We start from the raw sequence: 18,438 nt of genomic DNA on the forward strand, positions 1-18,438 counted from the left end.
CGCGACGACATTGCTGCCATCGCCAAAGGCGGGCGGACCAATCTGCTTGGCTTCCCGATCCGCCTGATGGGCCGGATTCCCTTCCTGCTGATCGCGGGCCGGCTCTATGGCGCCGATTCGCTCGGCCGCCTCGCCTCGGCGCTGGTGGTCATCGAATTCCTCGCGCTGCTGAGCTCGATGGGGCTCAAGCGCGGGCTCGCGCGGCGGCTGACCGAAGAGGACACGCACCCGGCCAATGCCGTGGGCGACGCCATGCTGATCTCGGTGTTCTTCGGCGCCTGTGCCGCGACGGCCTTATGGCTGTTCCCTGCGCCGATGTTCCCGAGCGGGCGCTACTCGATCTACGACCTGATGCTGCCGCTGGCGATCATTCCGATCACCGTGACCGACATCGCGCTCGCGGCATGCGCTTATCACTTCAACGTCGGCGCGACGGTCAAGGCGCGCTCGATCGTCGAGCCCTGGACGATCTCGGGCGCGGCGTTGGGCTTCTATTACCTCGTTCCCGAGGGCGGGCTGGCGCTGGCCTTCATCTTCGCCAATGTCTGCACGATGCTGGCCGCGGTCGTGCCCTTGCTGCGCGCCTATGGCCTGCCGCAGCAATGGCGCCCGCATCCGATCCACCTGCTCAAGCTGGCGCGCGCCAACCTGCCCTTGGCCCTGGCCGAAGGCGTCGAATGGGGCTCGCGCCGGCTCGACGTGTTCATCCTCGGCATGTTCGCCTCGCCGAGTGCGGTTGGCGTCTATTACATCGCCCAGCAGGTCGCGAGCCTGCCGCAGAAGCTCAAGACCAGCTTCGAGCCGATCCTCGGCCCGGTGATCACGCGCAGCCTCAAGAACAAGGACTATCACGCGATCGCGCTGCAGGTCTGCCAGGTGGGCTTCTGGATCACCGCGGCGCAGTGCGGCATCGCGCTCGCCCTGGGCATTCCCGGCGAGGGCGTGATGGGGCTGGTCGGCCCGCACTTCGTCGGCGGCACGGGCGCGTTGGCCTTCCTGCTCGCGGCCGAAGTCGTCGCGGCGACCGCCGTCGTCGCCGATTCGGCGCTGATCTACATGGCGCGGATGAAGAACCTGGCGATCTCGCTGCTGACGATCGCGATCCAGGCGGGCTTGACCGTCGGCGGCATCCTGCTCGTCGACGACCTCGGGCTCGACCAGCTCTATCGCGCCGCCGCGGCCGCTGCGGCGCTGATGCTGTCGCTGGCGATCGCCTCGATCCTCAAGTCCTGGCTGCTCTCGCGGCTGCTCGGCGAGCGGATCAACAACTGGCGCTGGCCGCTTGTCTGGGCCGCCGGCGCTGCCTCGGTGGTCGGCTGGGCGGCGACGCGCTTCCTGCCCGAATGGGCCGAGCTCGCCTTCGGCATCCCGGCGATCCTCGCGGTCTATTGCTGGGTGATCTGGAACAAGGGCTTCGGCGCCGAGGATCGCGTGCTGTTCCGCAAGAGCGCCAAGGCTTAGCTCCGTTATCGAGCTAAACGCTTAGTCGTACACCACGAACATTCAGTCGCGGTTCACGGCTTTCTAGGCCTTCTCCACCGAGCGATCGACGGAGGAGGAATGCCATGCATTTGGCCAAGACACTGACCGCAACTTGCACAATCGCGCTTATTGCCGGATGCGCCAGTCAGCGCGATGCGCCGCGTGTGACCCAGGCTCCGCCAGCGCCGCCGCCGGTGGCAGCGCAGGACCCATCCTCTCACGACATCGTCGTCACGTCGCGACGGGTTGAAGAACGCTTGCAGTCCGTTCCGCTCGCTTCCCCTCCGGCCAAAGGCGCGGCGATGCAGGAGCGCTATGCCCGCACCTATGTTCGCCCGGTCATCGTCCCCGTTCCCGCGGGTTCCGAGCGCTACGACGGCCAGGATGTCGGCGCGGTTCACGTCGCCCGGACCGACCCGGTCTCGACCTTCTCGGTCGACGTCGACACCGGCGCCTATGCCAATGCCCGCCGCTTTCTCGGGCTCGGCCAGATGCCGCCCAAGGATGCCGTGCGCAGCGAGGAGATGATCAACTACTTCCGCTACGACTATGCGACCCCGGCCACGCGCGACGTGCCTTTCACCGTTACCACCGATGTCGCCGTGACGCCGTGGAACCCGGCGACGCGGCTGATGCGCATCGGCCTGCGCGGCTACGATCTGCCGAGCGCGGGGGCCAAGGACGGAATTGGACGCCCGCCGGCGAACCTCGTGTTCCTCGTCGACGTCTCGGGCTCGATGTCGAGCGAAGACAAGCTGCCGCTGGTCAAGTCCGCGCTTGCCGGCTTGGCAGGCGAACTGGCGCCGAAGGACAAGGTCTCGATCGTGGTCTATGCCGGCGCTGCCGGGCTGGTGCTCGAGCCGACCAACGATCCGGCCAAGATCAAGGCTGCGCTCGAACGGCTCGACGCCGGCGGCTCGACCGCGGGCGGAGCCGGGCTCCAGCTCGCCTACAACATCGCGCGCGACAACTTCATCAAGGGCGGCGTCAACCGCATCCTCCTCGCCACCGACGGCGATTTCAACGTCGGCGTCAGCGACAACAAGGCGCTGATCGAGATGGTCGAGCGCGAGCGAGACAGCGGCATCACCCTGACCACGCTCGGCTTCGGCACGGGCAACTACAACGAAGCGATGATGGAGCAGATCGCCGACCACGGAAACGGCAACTACGCCTACATCGATTCCGCGCTCGAGGGGCGCAAGGTGCTCGGCGACCAGATGAGTTCGACCCTGTTCACGATCGCCAAGGACGTGAAGATCCAGGTCGAGTTCAATCCCGCCCAGGTCAGCCAGTATCGCCTGCTTGGCTACGAGAACCGGGCGTTGCGAGAAGAGGACTTCAATAACGACAAGGTCGATGCCGGCGATATCGGTGCGGGCCATCAGGTGACCGCGATCTACGAGATCGTGCCTGCCGGTGCCCAAGGCTGGATCGGTCCGCGGCGCTATGACGATGCTCCTGCCGCGGCGGCTGCGGGTAAGGTCGGCGAACTGGCCTTCGTCAAGCTGCGCTACAAGCTGCCTGACGGTACGACCTCGCGGTTGATCGAGCGGCCCCTCCCGGCGCGGCTTCTCCAGGCCTCGGCGCGGCCGACCGGCGACTTCGCTTTCGCCACGGCCGTCGCCGCCTTCGGCCAGACCCTCCGCGGCGATGCGATGATGAACGGCTTCACCCCCGCGCAGATTGTCACACTTGCGGGCCGCCAGCAGGATTTCTGGCGGCAAGAGTTTCTGCGGCTGGTCGGCGTGGCCGGATCGCTCGCGCGCAACGAAAGCCCGGAGCCGCGCGAGGATAAGGGCGGCTGAGCTGGCGGCTTTTCCCTTCCGGCGCCTTGGCGGTGATGACGGGAGAAAAACCGGTTCCCACTTTTCCGCGCAATGCTATGCCGGCGGTGTGAACAGCCATCATCTGATCCTCATCCCCGCCGGCGCCATCGCCGTCGCTGGCATCGCCTTCTCGATGATCCTCGCCCACAAGGGCGCGGTCGGTGGGCCGGTGCTCATGGCCATGCTGCTCGGCACCTATGCCGTGGGGCTGGGAATCGGACGGCTGGCGCTCAACCGGAGGGGGTAGGACCGTGCTGCAGACCATCGAAGCCAATTGGGTCGCCTTTGCGCTCGCGCTCGTCATCGGCCTGCTGGTCGCCTGGTGGCTGTTCGGCCGCGGCTCGCGCGACAATCGTCAGCGCAGCCATAAGCCCGACGTGCTCGACGAGGGCGCCGCTCCCGCCGCGCGCAATCAGGCGCTGATCGATGCGCCCTCCGCGGTGACGGCAGCCGCTTTCGCCGACACCGGACCTTCGGTCATGGGCGGCATGGGCGAGGTCATCGCTGCGGCCGCTGCGAGCGAAGTGATCGACGCCGAAGAAGAAGCCCAGCCTACGCCGCCGCCCGCGGCTCCTTCTCCGGCCCCTGCGGCCATACCCGCTGCCGGTGAGGCCGACGACCTCCGCCGGATCAAGGGCGTCGGCCCCAAGCTCGTCGCGCTGCTACAGTCGCTGGGCATCACCACCTATGCCCAGGTCGCCGCCTGGACCGATGCCGACATCGACCGCGTCGATGCGCAGCTCGGCACTTTCGCTGGCCGCATCCGCCGCGATAGCTGGGTGGAGCAGGCGCAGTTCCTGGCGGCAGGCGATACGGCGGGCTTCGAGGGCCGGTTCGGCAAGCTCTGACACCCGGCCCCGCGGCGGTCAGATCGCCTGGCCGCCCGATACCTCGATCCGCTGCGCGTTGACCCAGCGGTTGCCCTCGTCGAGCAGGTTGGCGATCATCGGGCCGATGTCGTCGGGCAAACCGACTCTGCCGAGCGCGGTGATGCTCGACAGGTGCTGGTTGAGATCGGCGTTGTCGCGCACCGCGCCGCCGCCGAAATCGGTTTCGATCGCGCCCGGCGCCACGGTGTTCACGGCAATGCCGCGCGCGCCGAACTCCTTGGCCATGTAGACGCTCAGAACCTCGACCGCGGCCTTGGCGGCGGCATAGGCGGCATAGCCCGGCAGGGCGAAGCGGGTCAGACCGGTCGACAGGTTCACCACGCGGCCGCCGTCGGCGATCACCGGCAGCAGCGCCTGGGTGAGGAAGAACGTGCCCTTGAAGTGGACGTTCACCATGGCATCGAACTGCGCCTCGGTGGTTTCGGCGATCGTCGCATATTCGCCATAGCCGGCGTTGTTGACGAGGTGGTCGAAGCTGTCGCGCTGCCAGGTCTTGCCCAGCGCCGCGCGCAGGCTTTCGGCGAAAGCCGGGAAGGTCGCCGCCTTGGCGGTGTCGAGCTGGAGCGCCACGGCCTTGCGGCCCAGCGCGGCGATCTCGGCGACGACGGCCTGCGCGTGATCGGCCTGACTGTGATAGGTGAGGACGACATCGCCGCCGCGCTTGGCGATCGAGAGCGCGGTGTTGCGGCCCAGGCCGCGGCTGCCGCCGGTGATGAGAGTGATCTTGCTCATGGGAGGGTCCTTTCGGTCGGAGTGACCATGCTCTTGTGCCGCAAGCCACGGACGCGGCGTTGCCGGAAGCTCGTCGATCCTTGCCTATTCCTACGAGCCGGTTTTCGCCGCCCAGTCTTGCATATAGAAGACACGGCATGAACGACCTGCTCGATACCGTACGCCGGCATGCCGAGGCCTTGGTCCAGGACGAGGTGATAATTCCCACCGCGATCCCGGGTATGAACCTGGCACGGTCGCTCCATCCGAGCGACCTGATCCACGCCATGGCCCAGCCGCACGTCGTGATCGTCGTGCAGGGCGCCAAGACCGTGACGATGGGTGCGCAGACCTTTGCCTTTTCCGCTGGCGAGACCCTGCTGATCGCGGCCGACGTTCCGACCACCAGCCAGATCGTCCGCGCCAGTCCCGCGGCGCCCTACTATTCGCTGGTGCTCCAGCTCGATGCCGCGATCGTCGCCGAACTCTCGGCCGAGATCGAGGTGGCCGCGGCTGCCTCGGTCGAAGCGCCAGTGCGCGTAGATACGACCGAGCGCGAGGTCGCCGACGCTGCGCTGCGGCTGCTGCGCCTGCTCGACCGCCCCGCGGCCGCGCCGGTGCTCCAGGTACAGCTCCTGCGCGAGATGCATTACTGGCTGCTCGCCGGCCGCCACGGCAATGCCATCCGCCTGCTCGGCCTGCCCGATGGCCACGTCCAGCGCATCGCCCGCGCGGTCGCCGTGCTGCGCGCCGACTATGCGCGCGCCTTGCCGGTCGAGCGGCTGGCGGCGGTCGCGGGTATGAGTCCGTCGTCGTTCCACCAGCACTTCCGCGCGGTGACCTCGCTTTCGCCGCTGCAGTTCCAGAAGCAGCTCCGCCTGATCGAAGCCCGCCGCCTGATGCTGGCGCGGGGGCTGTCGTCGAGCCACGCAGCTTTCGAGGTGGGCTACGAAAGCGTGCCACAGTTCACGCGCGAGTATGGGCGGTTTTTCGGGCTATCGCCGGCCAGGGACGTTAAGGCGGCGAAGGAGAGGCTGGCGGCTTAACGCCCCCACTTCCGCTTGCTCTCCTTGCCGAACCGACCCTTGCGCGTCCCCGGCTTGCCCTCGTTGCTCCGCCCGACCAGCGGTGCCTTCTGCTGACCTTCGGGCAGCCCGAGCTCGCCGGCTTCCAACCGCCGGATCTCGTCACGCAGCCTTCCGGCCTCCTCGAACTCGAGGTCTGCCGCGGCGTTGCGCATCTTCTTTTCGAGGTCCTCGATGTACGACCGCAAATTATGCCCGACGAGGTTGTTCGCGCCCTCGGCCTCGATGTCGACCAGCACGCCGTCGCGGCTCGCCGTATCGGCGACGATGTCGTGGATGTTGCGCTTGATCGTCTGCGGGGTGATGCCGTGTTCGAGGTTGTAGGCCTCCTGCCGCTCGCGGCGGCGGTCGGTCTCGGCGATCGCGCGCTCCATCGAGCCGGTCATGCGGTCGGCGTAGAGGATGACGCGGCCGTCGACATTGCGCGCGGCGCGGCCGATCGTCTGGATCAGCGAGGTTTCGCTGCGCAGGAAGCCTTCCTTGTCGGCGTCGAGGATGCAGACGAGCCCGCATTCGGGAATATCGAGGCCCTCGCGCAACAGGTTGATGCCGACAAGCACGTCATAGACGCCGAGGCGCAGGTCGCGGATCAGCTCGATGCGTTCGAGCGTCTCGACGTCGCTGTGCATGTAGCGGACGCGCAGCCCGGCCTCGTGCATGAATTCGGTCAGGTCCTCGGCCATGCGCTTGGTCAGGGTAGTGACGAGCGTGCGATAGCCGGCCTTGGCGGTCTCGCGGCACTCGTTGATGCAGTCCTGGACCTGGTCCTCGACCGGGCGGATCAGCACCGGCGGGTCGATCAGGCCGGTGGGTCGGATCACCTGCTCGGCGAAGACGCCGCCGGTCTGCTCCATCTCCCAATTGCCCGGCGTGGCCGAGACCGCGAAGGTCTGCGGACGCATGGCTTCCCACTCGTTGAAGCGCAGCGGGCGGTTGTCGATGCAAGACGGCAGGCGGAAGCCGTATTCGGCCAGGGTCAGCTTGCGGCGGTGGTCGCCGCGCGCCATGGCGCCGATCTGCGGCACGGTCTGGTGGCTCTCGTCGACGAAGAGCAGCGCGTTGTCGGGCAGGTATTCGAACAGCGTCGGCGGCGGTTCGCCGGGCATGCGCCCGGTCAGGAAGCGGCTGTAGTTCTCGATGCCTGCGCAGGAGCCGGTGGCGGCGATCATCTCGAGATCGAAATTGGTCCGCTGTTCGAGCCGCTGGTGCTCGATCAGCTTGCCCTCGGCCTCGAGTTCCTTGAGCCTTTCGCTGAGCTCGAACTTGATCGCCTCGCTCGCCTGCTTGAGCGTGGGCCCCGGGGTAACGTGGTGCGAATTGGCGTAGACGCGGATATTGTTCAGCTTGTTGCCCGCCTTGCCGGTCAGCGGGTCGAATTCGGCGATTTCCTCGATCTCGTCGCCGAAGAAGCTGATGCGCCAGGCCATGTCCTCGTAGTGCGAGGGATAGATTTCCAGGCTGTCGCCGCGGACGCGGAAATTGCCGCGCGAGAAGGCAGCGTCATTGCGCTTGTACTGCAACGCGACGAGCTTGCGAACGATCTCGCGCTGGTCGACGGTTTCGCCCTTCTTGAGGTCGAAGATCATCGCCGAATAGGTCTCGACCGAACCGATGCCGTAGAGGCAGCTGACCGAGGCGACGATGATCACATCGTCGCGTTCGAGCAGCGCGCGCGTGGCCGAGTGGCGCATGCGGTCGATCGCCTCGTTAACCGAGCTTTCCTTCTCGATGTAGGTGTCCGACCGCGCGACATAGGCCTCGGGCTGGTAGTAGTCGTAGTAGGAGACGAAATACTCGACCGCGTTGTTGGGAAAGAAGCTCTTGAACTCGCCATAGAGCTGCGCCGCGAGAATCTTGTTGGGTGCCAGAATTAGCGCGGGCCGCTGCAGCGCCTCGATCACCTTGGCCATCGTGAAGGTCTTGCCCGAGCCGGTGACGCCGAGCAGCACCTGGGTCTTATCGCCCGCCAGCGCGGCCTCGGTCAGTTCGGCGATCGCCGTCGGCTGGTCGCCGGAGGGCTGATATTCGGAGACGAGTTCGAAGCGCTTGCCGCCATCGCTCTTCTCGGGACGGGCCGGACGGTGGGGAACGAAGGTTTCGGTGGTGACGGGCTCTTCGAGTCCGCGACGGATAACGAGTTCGGCCATGCGCGTACATATGGCGAACGACGCGGCGGGGTTCAACCTTCCCATCCGGGGATTGACGCCATGCTCCGCACTGTCTGTAACGCCGCCGAGAGATCGGAGAGAAAGATGCCCAAGACCATCGAAGACGTGATTGCCGAGTCCGAGATCAAGGACGTGCACTTGCGCTACTGTCGCGCGAACGATCGCCGCGACGAGGAACTGATGCGATCGTGCTTTCACCCCGACGCGGTGATCGAACTGCACGAGCCGCTCGATGTCGAAAGCTTCATAGGCATGGGCCGGATGGTGCTCGGCCTATTCTCGGTTACCTGGCACAACACGGGCAACCAGCTCGTCGAGGTCAAGGGCGACGTGGCCTGGGCCGAGCACTACACGACCTCCTCGCACCGCTCGCCGGCCGACGACAAGGGACCCGAGCGCGACTTCATCGTCTTCGGTCGCTACGTCGATCGTTTCGAGAAGCGTGACGGCGCATGGCGCATCGCCAAGCGCAAGATGCTGGTCGACTATACGCGTACCGATCCGGTTCTGCCCGGCGATGCCAGCATGGGCAGCAGCGGCGGGTCGCGCGATCGCAACGATCCCTCTTATACCTGGCGCCTCGACTGACGGGATCGCGCTTTCGTCAGGAACCCGGCGCCGTAAAATGCTTTGGCAGGTCGGGGTCGCCTGATACCGTGGCGGCGCTCAGGGAGAAGACCAATATGACCGCATTCCGTACCGCCGCCCTCGTGACCGCCACCGCGCTCGCCGCGCTGTCGCTCTCGGCCTGCAAGAAGGAGGGCGTCGTCGCCAAGGACGAGTCGGTCGAATCGGTCGCCAAGAAGGTCGACGAGAGCGGGATCAAGCCCCAGCCCGGTCGCTGGGAATCGAGCGTGAAGATCGGCAAGATGGACCTGCCCGGCCTGCCGCCGCAGGCCAAAGAGGCGATGGGCAAGCAGATGGGCGCTACCCAGACCTTCGCGAGCTGTCTGACTCCCGAACAGGCCGCCAAGCCCGATGCCGGGTTCTTCCAAGCCGGTGCGAAGGACTGCAAGTACGACAGTTTCGTCATGGCGGGCGGCAAGATCGATGCCGCGATGACCTGCGATCGTGGCGGCCAGACGCTGAAGATGACGATGGCCGGCACCTACAGCGAGACGAGCTATGACATCGCGGTGAAGTCGCAGGGTGAAGTCCAGCCGGGAATGCCGATGTCGATGGAGATGTCGATCGCCTCGCATCGCGCCGGCGAATGCAACGGCACCGAGGTCAGCGCCGCCGCGCCGCCGGCCAAGCCATGACGTTCAGCCGGCGTTATCCTAACGCCGCTACACGGAGTCGATGATAGCGACGATGTTCGGGACTTTCCGCGATAGGGCGATGGGCGCGAGCCGGGAAATGGCCCGGCGCACGGCGCTCGCGCGTCAGCCGCGCCCCGAAGGCGTGAGCGGTCCGCCCCTCAAGCTCTTGCTCGCGGAGCTCGGCGCGCTGGCGGGACGCGGACTGCCGCGCGAGGTGCCCAGCCACGTCGCGCGCAATCCGCAACCGGTCATGCTGCTGCCGGGCTTCGGCGCGCATCCGGGCCGGATGCGGCGGATGGAGCAGGCTCTGCTCGCCGCGGGCCACGAGGCGCAGGACTGGGGCATGGGCTTCAACCTCGGCCCGACCGAGGCCAACTTCGTCTTCCTGATGCGTCGCGTCGGCGCGCTGGCCCGCGAATACGGTGAGCCGGTGGCGCTCGTCGGCTGGAGCCTGGGTGGGCTGTTCGCGCGCGAGATTGCGCATCGACAGCCCGATTCAGTCTCGCGCGTGATCACCATGGGCACGCCGTTTTCGGGCGATCGCCGCGCCAACAACGCCTGGCGCGCCTACCAGCTCATAACGGGGCACGCGGTTGACGAGCCCCCGATCGAGTGCGAGCCGTCGAAACCGCCCGTGCCGACGATCGCATTGTGGAGCCCGCGCGACGGGGTCGTGGCGCCGCGTTCGGCCTGCGGCTGGCCCAGTGAGCGGGACCGCGCGGTAGCCGTTCGCTGCAATCATCTCGGCTTCGCCAACGATCCGCGCGTAATCGCAGAAGTGCTGCGCCAGTTGGACATGGACTACTGAGCGTTCGTCATCGCGAAACATTAGACGGTATTTGACTCTCACCTCGCAAACGGCTGCATAGGCCGCGCAGGTAGGGAGAGAGCCATGCTGGAAATCTGGCGAGCCGGAGGCTCGAACACGGGCGCGACGCCCGAACTCGCCCGCGGCGTCGAGGCCGAGGGCTGGGACGGCCAGATGTTCATGGATTCGCAGTCGCTCTCGGCCGATCCTTATGCGCAGATGGGCGCCTGGGCGGCCTGGACCGAGCGGCTCAAGCTTTCGCCCGGCGTGACCAATCCGTTCACGCGCAACCTCGCAGTCTCGGCCACCTCGATCGCGACTATCCAGGCAATCTCCCAGGGCCGCGCCGTGCTCGGCATCGGCCGCGGCGATTCGGCGCTCGCCTATCTCGGCTATGCGCCGGTGAAGCTCGCTTGGTTCGAGAAATCGCTCGAGACCCTGCAGGCGCTGCTGTCGGGCGCGGAAGTGCCGTTTGCCGACAGCGGCAGCACGACCGGCGCGGCGCCCTCGCACGAGGGCCTGTCGCTCGGTGCGCGGCCCGAGGGTGTGCGGCTGCGCTGGTTGCCAAATGGCCTGCCCAAGGTGCCGCTCGACGTCGCCGCGACCGGCCCCAAGGTCATCGCCATGGCTGCACGGATCGCCGAGCGCGTGACCTTCAGCGTCGGCGCAGAGCTCGAGAGGATGCAATGGGCGCTCGATCTCGCGCGCGAGCACGAACCCGCGCCGCGCTCCTATGGCGCGCAGGTCATCGTCGTCTGCCATCCCAACGAGGCAACGGCGATGGAGGTGGCCATGCATATGGCGCCGCCGCTCGCGCGCTTCCAGGTGATCCAGGGCAAGACCGTGGGCCCGGCCGACGCGGCGATGGCGCAGAACATGGACGCCATCAAGGACGGCTACGACATGACCAAGCACGGCGTCCACGACGCCGAGGACCGCATCGTCGGTGGCGGCATGACACGAGAATTCGTCAAGCGGTTCGCCGTGGTCGGCACGCCCGATCACTGTACCGAGCGGCTGCTGACGCTGCGCGCGGCGGGGCTCGAGCGGTTCGTCGTGGTCGGGCCGGGGTTCTATCCGAACGAATGGGGCGAGGCGGCAGGTCTGTTCGCCCGCGAAGTGATACCGGCGCTGCGCGCGGCCGGATGAGGGGGTGATTGTGGTGAGTGCGGACTATGTGATCGCCGGCGGTGGTAGCGCCGGCTGCGCCCTGGCGGCGCGCCTGTCGGAAAATCCCACCAATTCGGTCGTGCTGCTCGAAGCGGGCGGGACCTCGGACGGGTTCATGAATCGGATGCCGGCCGGCGGCATGAAGATGATTTTCGGCGAGCACGACTGGCAGCACCTTACCGAGCCCGACCCTTCGCTGAATGGCCGACGCGTGCCGTGGAATGCAGGCAAGCTGCTCGGCGGCGGCTCGTCGATCAACGGCATGATCTACATCCGCGGCGACCGGTCGGACTACGACGCCTGGGACAAGGATCTCGGCTGCACCGGCTGGGGCTGGAACGAGGTCCTGCCCTATTTCAAGAAGTCCGAGGACTTCTCTGGCCCGCCGAGCCAGCTCCACGGCACGACCGGGCCGCTCGGTGTCGGCCTGCCGACCTCGCAGCATCCGCTCGCCAAGGTCTTCGTCGAGGGCTGCGAAGAATACGGCCTGCGCGCGATCGAGGACTATTGCTCGGGCGACGTCGACGGTGCCTTCCGCATGTTCGTGACCCAGAAGAACGGTCAGCGGTCGAGCGCCGCGGCTGCCTTCCTCAAGGCGGCCGAGGGACGGCCGAACCTGACCGTCATCACCGGCGCGCTGGTCGACAAGGTCGTGATCCAGCATGGGCGCGCCACCGGCGTGCGCTATCGCCAAAACGGCGTTGAAAAGATCGTCGAGGCGCGCCGCGAAGTGATCGTCAGCACCGGTGCGATCGCCTCGCCGGCGGTGCTGATGCGCTCTGGCATCGGCCCGGCCGGGCAGCTCAAGGCCCAGGGCATCGAGGTACTGGTCGACGCGCCTGAGGTCGGCCAGAACCTGCAGGAGCACGCGAGCTTCCATTCGACCTTCCAGGTCACCCAGCGCACCTACAACCAGATGATGAAGCCGCTGACCTTGGCGCGCGAATTCCTGCGCTATGTCTTCACTCGCAAGGGGCTGATGACGATCGTGCCGGTCGAGGCCATGGCCTATCTGCGCTCGACGCCCGATCTGTCGTTCCCCGACATCAAGCTGTCGTTCGGGCTGATGTGCTACGACATGGCCAAGCGCAAGCCGCACCACCTGCCGGGCGTGACGGTCTATTGCAACGTCGCCAAGCCCAAGAGCCGCGGCGAGATCCGACTCAAGAGCGCCGATGCCGCCGACAAGCCGGTGATCGACCATCGCCTGCTCGGCCATCCCGACGACATTGCGACGATGATCAGTGGCGCCAAGCAGGTGCAGGAACTGTTCAAGACTCCGGCCTTGGCTGCGGTCACCGTCGGCGGGTTTACGCCAAGCCCGGTACCGACGAGCGATGCCGAGTGGGAGCAGCGGATCCGCAACGAGAGCGGCATCGGCTATCACCCGGTGGGCACTTGCCGGATGGGTGGCGACGCGACCTCGGTGGTTGATCCGCGGCTGCGTGTGCGCGGCGTCGAAGGGTTGCGCGTCGTCGATGCCTCGATCATGCCGATTATGCCCGCGGCCAATACCAATGCGCCGGCGATCATGGTCGGCGAAAAGGCGGCGGCGATGATCCTCGAGGACGCTAGCTGAGGGAACTTCGAGGCGCGACGATCATTGTTCAGGGCGCAATTCGAAAGGGGAACACCCATGCGCAAGACCTTGATCATCGCCCTCTCGCTCACCGCGGGCCTCGCCTTGGCCGGCTGTTCGGAGAAGACCCAGGACCATGCCGAGAAGACCGCGGAAGCGGTCGGCCAGGACGTCGACAACGCCGTCGACGGCGCTGCGGGTAAGGCGGGCACCGCGGTGGACCATGCCGCGGGCGATGCCGCCAATGCGGTGGGCAATGCCGCGAACGACAGCGCCAAAGCGATCAGCAGTGCGGTCGACAAGGCCGAGGCTGCCGCCGATCGCGCGGGCGAGAAGATCGAGCATGGCGCCGACAAGGCGCGTCAACGCGTTCACGAAGAGACCGCACCCGACAAGCACTGAGGGCGGGCAAACGCGGGGGCGATTTGCCCCCGTGGTCATTCCTGCGTGGCGACCGATCGGCTAGGCCGACAAGCCGCGCCGAACGGCGCATCCGAGGAGAGCCCGCGTGATCACCGTCCATCACCTGACCAATTCGCATTCGCATGTCGTTCTCTGGCTGCTTGAGGAACTGGGCGTACCTTACGAAATGGTGCTCCACCGGCGTGACCCGGTGACGCGCCGCTCGCCCGATACGCTGCGCGCGATCCATCCGGCGGCCAAGGCGCCGACGATCGAGGACAACGGCCTCGCCATGGTCGAATCGACCGGCGTGCTGCTCTACCTGCTCGAAGCCTATGGCGAGGGACGCCTGCGCCCGGCACCGGGGACCGCCGATGCCATGCGCTTCTACCAGTGGCTGACCTTCATCGAAGGCTCGGCCAAGGGGCCGGCGATGCAGTTCGTCCGGCTGGCGATGGGTCAGGCCGACGACACAATGCGCGACATGGTCGCTCAGGCGGCAGCAGCTTCGTTCGGGCTGCTGGAAGCTGCGCTCGACGGCGCCGAGACGATCGTCCCCGACCAGTTCACCGCCGCCGACATCCAGCTGACCTTCTTCGAGGAACTGCTCGAAGGCTTCGGCCAGATCGACAACTGGCCGAACATGAAGGCGCACCTCGCGCGCATGCGCGAACGCGAGGCTTACAAGCGCGCCGAGGCCAAAGGCGGCCCGGTCGATCTCAAGGGGCTTTTCGCGGGCATGGCCAAGTAGGTCCGGCATGACGGCCGCTGCCCAATGGCGCCCGATGCGGGCTGATGACGTCGATGGCGTCGTCGCGGTGGCGGCCTCGGCCTTTCCCGATCATTTCGAACGACGCGACTGCTTCGCCGAGCGTTTCGCACTGTTCGCGCAGGGTTGTTTCGTTCTGGCCGAAGGCGACGCGGTGAAAGGCTATCTGATCGCCTATCCCTGGCCGCTCGGCGCGATACCACCGCTCAACAGCCTGCTCGGCGCACTGCCGGAGGCCCGCGACACCTGGTATCTGCATGACCTGGCCCTGCATCCCGACATGCGCGGGCAGGGGCATGCACGGCCGATCGTCGAGCGTCTGGCCAGCGAAGCGCGCGCGCAGGGTGCGGTGCGGATCGCGCTCGTCTCGGTCAACGATTCGGTGCCGTTCTGGCAGGGCCTGGGCTTCGAGCCGCTTGCCGGCGACGCCACGCTCGCGCGCAAGCTCGAAAGTTATGGCGCGGCGTCGCGCTATATGGTCCGCGCGCTCTAGCCGGTGATCGGCTCGAGCACGACCACGGGAATCTCGCGTTCGGTCTTGGCCTGATAGTCGTCGTACTGAGGCCAGGCCTCGACCGCCTTGGCCCAGAGCCGCTCGCGCTCGGGCGAGGGGGCGGTGTGGGCGCGGGCCTGGAACACCTTGTCTTTGACCTGCAGCGTGACGACGGGCTCGGCCTCGAGATTGAGATACCAGACCGGATGCTTGGGCGCGCCGCCGAGCGAGGCGATGATCACGTAGTTTGGGCCGTCGCTGACGAAGATCAGCGGCACGGTCTTGTCCTCGCCCGACTTGCGCCCCTTGGTGGTCAGCAGCAGGGTGGTGGCGTTGTTCCAGATGTAGCCGGTCTCGCCGCCGGTCGCGCGATAGGCCTCGACGTGGCTGGGGCCGGCGATCGTGAAGTCCATTTCAGCAGGGCTGCGCGGGGGGCTGCCGAGGGTCATCGTCCATACCTTTCGAACCGGGAGGATGCGCCTGTCTTGGCACAGCTGGCCGTGCGCCTCAACGCGTCAGGCGCGTGGTGGCCTTCGGCGATAGCTGAGTGCTTCGGCGATATGGGCGCGGCCAATGGCTTTCGCGCTGGCGAGATCCGCGATTGTCCGCGCGACGCGCAGCACGCGCGTATAGCCGCGCGCGGACAGGCGCATCGCGTCGGCGGCCTGTGCCAGCAGCTTGCGCCCGGCCTCGTCGGGCGTGGCGTAAGTTTCCAGCGCGGTGCCGTCGAGCTCGGCATTGGTGCGCGCGCCGGTGTCGTCGAGCCGTGCGGTCTGGATCGCGCGCGCCGCGGCGACGCGACTGGCGACCTGGGCAGAACCCTCGGCCGGAGGCGGCAGCGACAGGTCGGCAGCGCTGACAGGGTCGACCTCGACATGGAGATCGATCCGGTCGAGCAATGGGCCCGAGATCTTCGCCTGGTAATCGGCGGCGCAGCGCGGCGCGCGGCTGCAGCCGAGTGCCGGATCGCCGAGGTGGCCGCAGCGACAAGGGTTCATGGCCGCGATCAGCTGAAAACGCGCGGGATAGGTCACGTGAGCATTGGCGCGCGCGACCGAGACCTCGCCCGTTTCCAGCGGCTGGCGCAGCGAATCGAGCACGGCACGCTGAAATTCCGGTAGTTCGTCGAGGAACAGCACGCCCAGATGCGCGAGGCTGACTTCGCCCGGTCGCACGCGCAGCCCTCCGCCGGTCAAGGCCGCCATCGAGGCCGAATGGTGCGGGCTGCGGAACGGGCGGGCGCGGCTGATCCGTCCATCTTCGAGCGTTCCCGCGACCGAGGCGACCATCGAGACTTCGAGCGCCTCGGCCGGAGTCAGCGCTGGCAGTACGCCGGGCAGGCAACTCGCTAGCAGCGACTTGCCCGCGCCGGGCGGGCCGATCATCGCAAGATTGTGCCCGCCCGCTGCGGCGATCTCGAGCGCGCGCTTGGCGACTTCCTGGCCTTTGACCTGCGCGAGATCAGGCCCGCGTGGCGGCGGCGCGGCTTCGCCCGGTATGGGCGGGGGCAGCACCTGATAGCCCTTGAGGTGGTTGAGCAGGCTGATGAGGTCCGGCGCGGCGATGATCGCAATGCCGCTGGCCCAACGCGCCTCGGAGCCCTGCGCGGCCGGGCAGATCAGCCCGCGCTCGCTGGCCGAGGCGTGGAGCGCGGCCAGCAGCACGCCGGGCGAGGCGATCACGCGGCCGTCGAGCGCGAGCTCGCCCACCGCGACATAGTCGGCCAGCAGCTCGGCATCGGTCACGCCCATCGCCGCGAGCAGCGCCAGCGCGATCGGCAGGTCGTAGTGCGAGCCTTCCTTGGGAAGGTCGGCGGGCGAGAGGTTGATCGTGATGACCTTGGGCGGCAGCGACAGGCCCATTGCTGCAAGCGCCGCGGTCACGCGCTGGCGACTCTCGTTCACCGCTTTGTCGGGCAGGCCGACGACATGAAAGCGCGGTAGCCCCGGCGCAATCTGGCACTGGACCTCGATCGCGCGCGCCTCGAGCCCCAGATAGGCAACCGTCGAAACCAGCGCGACCAAGCTTGCCCCCTGCGCAGTCTTGCCCGGGTGGTGTGACCCAGGTGCGCGCGGCTGTCGAGGGAATGTCTCGGGAACGGAGTAATCGCGCCCGGTAACACGCGATTAACGATGCCGGTCAGCCATCGGGTAAAGGAATTGGGCGCACAAGGTGGCATGCGCTCGATCGCCAAGCTCCTGCTTCCGCTCCTCTCGCTCGTCGCTACCCCGGCGATGGCCCAGGAGATCGTCTATGCCGACGTGACGCAGGATGCGGTCGCGCCGATGGCGGCCGAGCCAGCTGTGCTGACCCAGACGGCCGCTTCCGAAGAACTGAGCGCCGAACGCGTCGTCGCCACCTACCGACCGGCGCCGGTGCCGGTCGGGCTCGCCGCCTACGGGCCGTTTCGTGTGCTCGACGAGGGCCATGCCGCGCTGGTCGACGTGACCGACGCCACCACGCCGCGCCAGTTCGCGGCCATGCTGCGCGACCATCCAGGCATCGCCGTGCTCGAGATGGTGCTTTGCCCCGGCACCGAGGACGATCGCGCCAATCTGCGCCTCGGCCTGATGCTGCGCGAGCACGGCGTCGCGACTCACGTTCCCGACGGCGGTTTCGTCGCCTCGGGCGCGGTCGAGCTGTTCCTTGCCGGCGAGACGCGTTCGGCCGAGCCCGCCGCGCTGTTCGCGGTTCACTCGTGGGAGGACGACGCGGGTCGTCAGGCGAGCGACTATGCCGCCGACGCTCCAAAGAATCGCGCCTACCTCGACTACTACCAGGCCGTCGGGATGACCTCTGTCGAAGCGCGCGCCTTCTACGCCATGACCAATTCGGTGCCCTTCTCGAGCGCCAAGTGGCTCAGCCGCGGCGAGCTTGCGCAGTGGGTGCGGCTCGACCGCGCAGCGCCCGTTCCGGCGCCGATTGCTGGCCCGTTCCAACTCGCCGCGCTTGACTCGTCCAGCGCCCTGCCTTAACGGCGCCCGTCTGTAATCCGGCCGCCTTCGCGGGCGGCCCTATTTCGTTTGAGATTTGAGGTTTTGCGATGAAGCGCACGTTCCAGCCCAGCAACCTTGTTCGCGCTCGCCGCCATGGCTTCCGCGCCCGCACCGTCACGGTCGGTGGCCGCAAGGTCCTGGCCGCGCGTCGCGCCCGCGGCCGCAAGAAGCTCTCGGCCTGATCGATTCGGTCCAGGATCGCGCGGTGAAGCCCGCGGTCCTGACGCGGCGGTCGGATTTTCTCGCCGCCAATCGGGGCTTGCGAGTCTCGCGCCCCGGTTTCGTGCTGCTCGCTCGTCCCAATGACGGCGCGGGGCTGCGCTTCGGCATCACCGTCACCAAGCGAATCGGCAACGCGGTCGTGCGCAATCGCATGAAGCGCCGCTTCCGGGCGCTGCTGCGCGATCTGCTGCCGCTCCACGGCCTAGCCGATACCGACCACGTCATGATCGGCCGCGAAGGCGGAGTCGAGCGCGATTTCGCGCTGCTCCAGGCCGAACTCCTCGCCGCACTCGGCCGCGCCAAGGACGGCAAGGGCGATCCGCCGCGTAAAGGACCCGGCAAGGGCCGCGGGGCGAAGCGGTGAAGCACTTGCTCATCTGGATTGCGCGCGCCTGGCAACTCGGCCCTTCGCGCGTGCTTCCGCCCTCCTGCCGCTATGCCCCGTCGTGCTCCCAATATGGCATCGAAGCGGTGGGGAAATACGGTGCGATTAAGGGTGGCTGGCTGACGTTGAAGCGTATATTGCGCTGCCACCCCTGGGGCGGACACGGCTATGATCCGGTCCCCTGATC

21 protein-coding genes are annotated in these 18,438 nt (G+C 67.3%); 17 read left to right on the plus strand and 4 right to left on the minus strand.

Annotated elements, in window-relative coordinates:
* Positions 1–66: 66 nt before the first annotated feature.
* The 4 genes from WG901_RS12890 to WG901_RS12905 all read left to right on the plus strand — a co-directional run bounded on the left by WG901_RS12890 (position 67) and on the right by WG901_RS12905 (position 4,159).
* Positions 67–1,461 carry a lipopolysaccharide biosynthesis protein gene (locus tag WG901_RS12890; RefSeq protein WP_339587713.1) on the plus strand — a complete coding sequence of 465 codons (1,395 nt, stop codon included), beginning with the start codon at positions 67–69 and terminating at the stop codon, positions 1,459–1,461.
* A 278-nt stretch (positions 1,462–1,739) separates the two neighbouring features.
* On the plus strand, positions 1,740–3,290 hold the full coding sequence (locus WG901_RS12895; RefSeq protein ID WP_417602920.1) for a vWA domain-containing protein: 1,551 nt from the start codon (positions 1,740–1,742) through the stop codon (positions 3,288–3,290).
* A gap of 88 nt (positions 3,291–3,378) precedes the next feature.
* Complete coding sequence (locus tag WG901_RS12900; protein ID WP_339587473.1) at positions 3,379–3,558, plus strand: hypothetical protein; 180 nt, start codon at positions 3,379–3,381, stop codon at positions 3,556–3,558.
* Positions 3,559–3,562: 4 nt separating this feature from the next.
* The gene (locus tag WG901_RS12905; RefSeq protein WP_339587474.1) at positions 3,563–4,159 is read left to right on the plus strand and encodes a hypothetical protein; all 597 of its coding nucleotides are present in this window, start codon (positions 3,563–3,565) and stop codon (positions 4,157–4,159) included.
* Between the two features lie 18 nt (positions 4,160–4,177).
* Here the strand turns inward: WG901_RS12905 and WG901_RS12910 are convergent, their stop codons facing one another.
* Positions 4,178–4,933, minus strand: a complete 756-nt coding sequence (locus tag WG901_RS12910; RefSeq protein WP_339587475.1) for an SDR family oxidoreductase — start codon at positions 4,931–4,933, stop codon at positions 4,178–4,180.
* 137 nt (positions 4,934–5,070) lie between these two features.
* Here WG901_RS12910 and WG901_RS12915 point away from each other — a divergent pair, with 137 nt between their 5' ends.
* Entirely contained in the window at positions 5,071–5,958 is an 888-nt protein-coding gene (locus WG901_RS12915) for an AraC family transcriptional regulator (RefSeq protein ID WP_339587476.1), read from the plus strand.
* Here the strand turns inward: WG901_RS12915 and uvrB are convergent.
* Positions 5,955–8,144 (minus strand): excinuclease ABC subunit UvrB, encoded by a 2,190-nt coding sequence (gene uvrB / locus WG901_RS12920; RefSeq protein ID WP_339587477.1) that lies wholly within the window; start codon positions 8,142–8,144, stop codon positions 5,955–5,957. The two genes, WG901_RS12915 and uvrB, sit on opposite strands and share 4 nt — an antisense overlap.
* 105 nt (positions 8,145–8,249) lie before the next feature.
* Between uvrB and WG901_RS12925 the strand changes: the two genes are divergently transcribed.
* The 8 genes from WG901_RS12925 (at position 8,250) to WG901_RS12960 (ending at position 14,648) form a co-directional block, all read left to right on the plus strand.
* Complete coding sequence (locus WG901_RS12925) at positions 8,250–8,753, plus strand: nuclear transport factor 2 family protein (RefSeq protein ID WP_339587478.1); 504 nt, start codon at positions 8,250–8,252, stop codon at positions 8,751–8,753.
* Between the two features lie 95 nt (positions 8,754–8,848).
* Positions 8,849–9,427, plus strand: a complete 579-nt coding sequence (locus WG901_RS12930) for a DUF3617 domain-containing protein (RefSeq protein ID WP_339587479.1) — start codon at positions 8,849–8,851, stop codon at positions 9,425–9,427.
* A gap of 79 nt (positions 9,428–9,506) precedes the next feature.
* Positions 9,507–10,235 carry an esterase/lipase family protein gene (locus WG901_RS12935; protein ID WP_339587480.1) on the plus strand — a complete coding sequence of 243 codons (729 nt, stop codon included), beginning with the start codon at positions 9,507–9,509 and terminating at the stop codon, positions 10,233–10,235.
* Between the two features lie 84 nt (positions 10,236–10,319).
* Complete coding sequence (locus WG901_RS12940; RefSeq protein WP_339587481.1) at positions 10,320–11,384, plus strand: LLM class flavin-dependent oxidoreductase; 1,065 nt, start codon at positions 10,320–10,322, stop codon at positions 11,382–11,384.
* 13 nt (positions 11,385–11,397) lie between these two features.
* A complete protein-coding gene (locus tag WG901_RS12945; RefSeq protein ID WP_339587482.1) occupies positions 11,398–12,984 on the plus strand; it encodes a GMC family oxidoreductase in 1,587 nt (528 codons plus the stop codon).
* Positions 12,985–13,041: 57 nt separating this feature from the next.
* Positions 13,042–13,386 (plus strand): hypothetical protein, encoded by a 345-nt coding sequence (locus WG901_RS12950; protein WP_339587483.1) that lies wholly within the window; start codon positions 13,042–13,044, stop codon positions 13,384–13,386.
* 106 nt (positions 13,387–13,492) lie between these two features.
* Positions 13,493–14,137: a glutathione S-transferase family protein gene (locus WG901_RS12955; RefSeq protein ID WP_339587484.1), complete on the plus strand. Its 645-nt coding sequence runs from the start codon at positions 13,493–13,495 to the stop codon at positions 14,135–14,137.
* Positions 14,138–14,144: 7 nt separating this feature from the next.
* A complete protein-coding gene (locus WG901_RS12960) occupies positions 14,145–14,648 on the plus strand; it encodes a GNAT family N-acetyltransferase (RefSeq protein WP_339587485.1) in 504 nt (167 codons plus the stop codon).
* Here WG901_RS12960 and WG901_RS12965 read toward each other — a convergent pair.
* Together WG901_RS12965 and WG901_RS12970 are read right to left on the minus strand one after the other, a co-directional pair.
* Positions 14,645–15,097, minus strand: coding sequence for a nitroreductase family deazaflavin-dependent oxidoreductase (locus WG901_RS12965; protein ID WP_339587486.1), 453 nt, complete (start codon positions 15,095–15,097; stop codon positions 14,645–14,647). The two genes, WG901_RS12960 and WG901_RS12965, sit on opposite strands and share 4 nt — an antisense overlap.
* A gap of 66 nt (positions 15,098–15,163) precedes the next feature.
* The gene (locus tag WG901_RS12970; RefSeq protein ID WP_339587487.1) at positions 15,164–16,672 is read right to left on the minus strand and encodes a YifB family Mg chelatase-like AAA ATPase; all 1,509 of its coding nucleotides are present in this window, start codon (positions 16,670–16,672) and stop codon (positions 15,164–15,166) included.
* A 108-nt stretch (positions 16,673–16,780) separates the two neighbouring features.
* Here WG901_RS12970 and WG901_RS12975 point away from each other — a divergent pair, with 108 nt between their 5' ends.
* The 4 genes from WG901_RS12975 to yidD all read left to right on the plus strand — a co-directional run bounded on the left by WG901_RS12975 (position 16,781) and on the right by yidD (position 18,436).
* Positions 16,781–17,623, plus strand: a complete 843-nt coding sequence (locus tag WG901_RS12975; RefSeq protein ID WP_339587488.1) for an alpha/beta hydrolase — start codon at positions 16,781–16,783, stop codon at positions 17,621–17,623.
* 68 nt (positions 17,624–17,691) lie between these two features.
* Complete coding sequence (rpmH, locus tag WG901_RS12980; protein WP_339587489.1) at positions 17,692–17,826, plus strand: 50S ribosomal protein L34; 135 nt, start codon at positions 17,692–17,694, stop codon at positions 17,824–17,826.
* A gap of 23 nt (positions 17,827–17,849) precedes the next feature.
* The gene (gene rnpA, locus WG901_RS12985; protein WP_339587490.1) at positions 17,850–18,230 is read left to right on the plus strand and encodes a ribonuclease P protein component; all 381 of its coding nucleotides are present in this window, start codon (positions 17,850–17,852) and stop codon (positions 18,228–18,230) included.
* The gene (gene yidD, locus WG901_RS12990) at positions 18,227–18,436 is read left to right on the plus strand and encodes a membrane protein insertion efficiency factor YidD (RefSeq protein WP_339587491.1); all 210 of its coding nucleotides are present in this window, start codon (positions 18,227–18,229) and stop codon (positions 18,434–18,436) included. The genes rnpA and yidD overlap by 4 nt, the downstream gene beginning before the upstream one ends.
* Positions 18,437–18,438: the final 2 nt, after the last annotated feature.

Origin of the sequence: Novosphingobium anseongense (assembly GCF_037482895.1) — a bacterium.
Taxonomy (GTDB): domain Bacteria; phylum Pseudomonadota; class Alphaproteobacteria; order Sphingomonadales; family Sphingomonadaceae; genus Novosphingobium; species Novosphingobium anseongense.

Coding starts and splice junctions, on each gene's coding strand:
- WG901_RS12890 (WP_339587713.1), top strand. CDS start 67: ATGGGCCGGATTCCCTTCCTGCTGATCGCGGGCCGGCTCTATGGCGCC.
- WG901_RS12910 (WP_339587475.1), bottom strand. CDS start 4,933: ATGAGCAAGATCACTCTCATCACCGGCGGCAGCCGCGGCCTGGGCCGC.
- WG901_RS12915 (WP_339587476.1), top strand. CDS start 5,071: ATGAACGACCTGCTCGATACCGTACGCCGGCATGCCGAGGCCTTGGTC.
- uvrB (WP_339587477.1), bottom strand. CDS start 8,144: ATGGCCGAACTCGTTATCCGTCGCGGACTCGAAGAGCCCGTCACCACC.
- WG901_RS12925 (WP_339587478.1), top strand. CDS start 8,250: ATGCCCAAGACCATCGAAGACGTGATTGCCGAGTCCGAGATCAAGGAC.
- WG901_RS12930 (WP_339587479.1), top strand. CDS start 8,849: ATGACCGCATTCCGTACCGCCGCCCTCGTGACCGCCACCGCGCTCGCC.
- WG901_RS12935 (WP_339587480.1), top strand. CDS start 9,507: ATGGGCGCGAGCCGGGAAATGGCCCGGCGCACGGCGCTCGCGCGTCAG.
- WG901_RS12940 (WP_339587481.1), top strand. CDS start 10,320: ATGCTGGAAATCTGGCGAGCCGGAGGCTCGAACACGGGCGCGACGCCC.
- WG901_RS12950 (WP_339587483.1), top strand. CDS start 13,042: ATGCGCAAGACCTTGATCATCGCCCTCTCGCTCACCGCGGGCCTCGCC.
- WG901_RS12960 (WP_339587485.1), top strand. CDS start 14,145: ATGACGGCCGCTGCCCAATGGCGCCCGATGCGGGCTGATGACGTCGAT.
- WG901_RS12965 (WP_339587486.1), bottom strand. CDS start 15,097: ATGACCCTCGGCAGCCCCCCGCGCAGCCCTGCTGAAATGGACTTCACG.
- WG901_RS12975 (WP_339587488.1), top strand. CDS start 16,781: ATGCCGGTCAGCCATCGGGTAAAGGAATTGGGCGCACAAGGTGGCATG.
- rpmH (WP_339587489.1), top strand. CDS start 17,692: ATGAAGCGCACGTTCCAGCCCAGCAACCTTGTTCGCGCTCGCCGCCAT.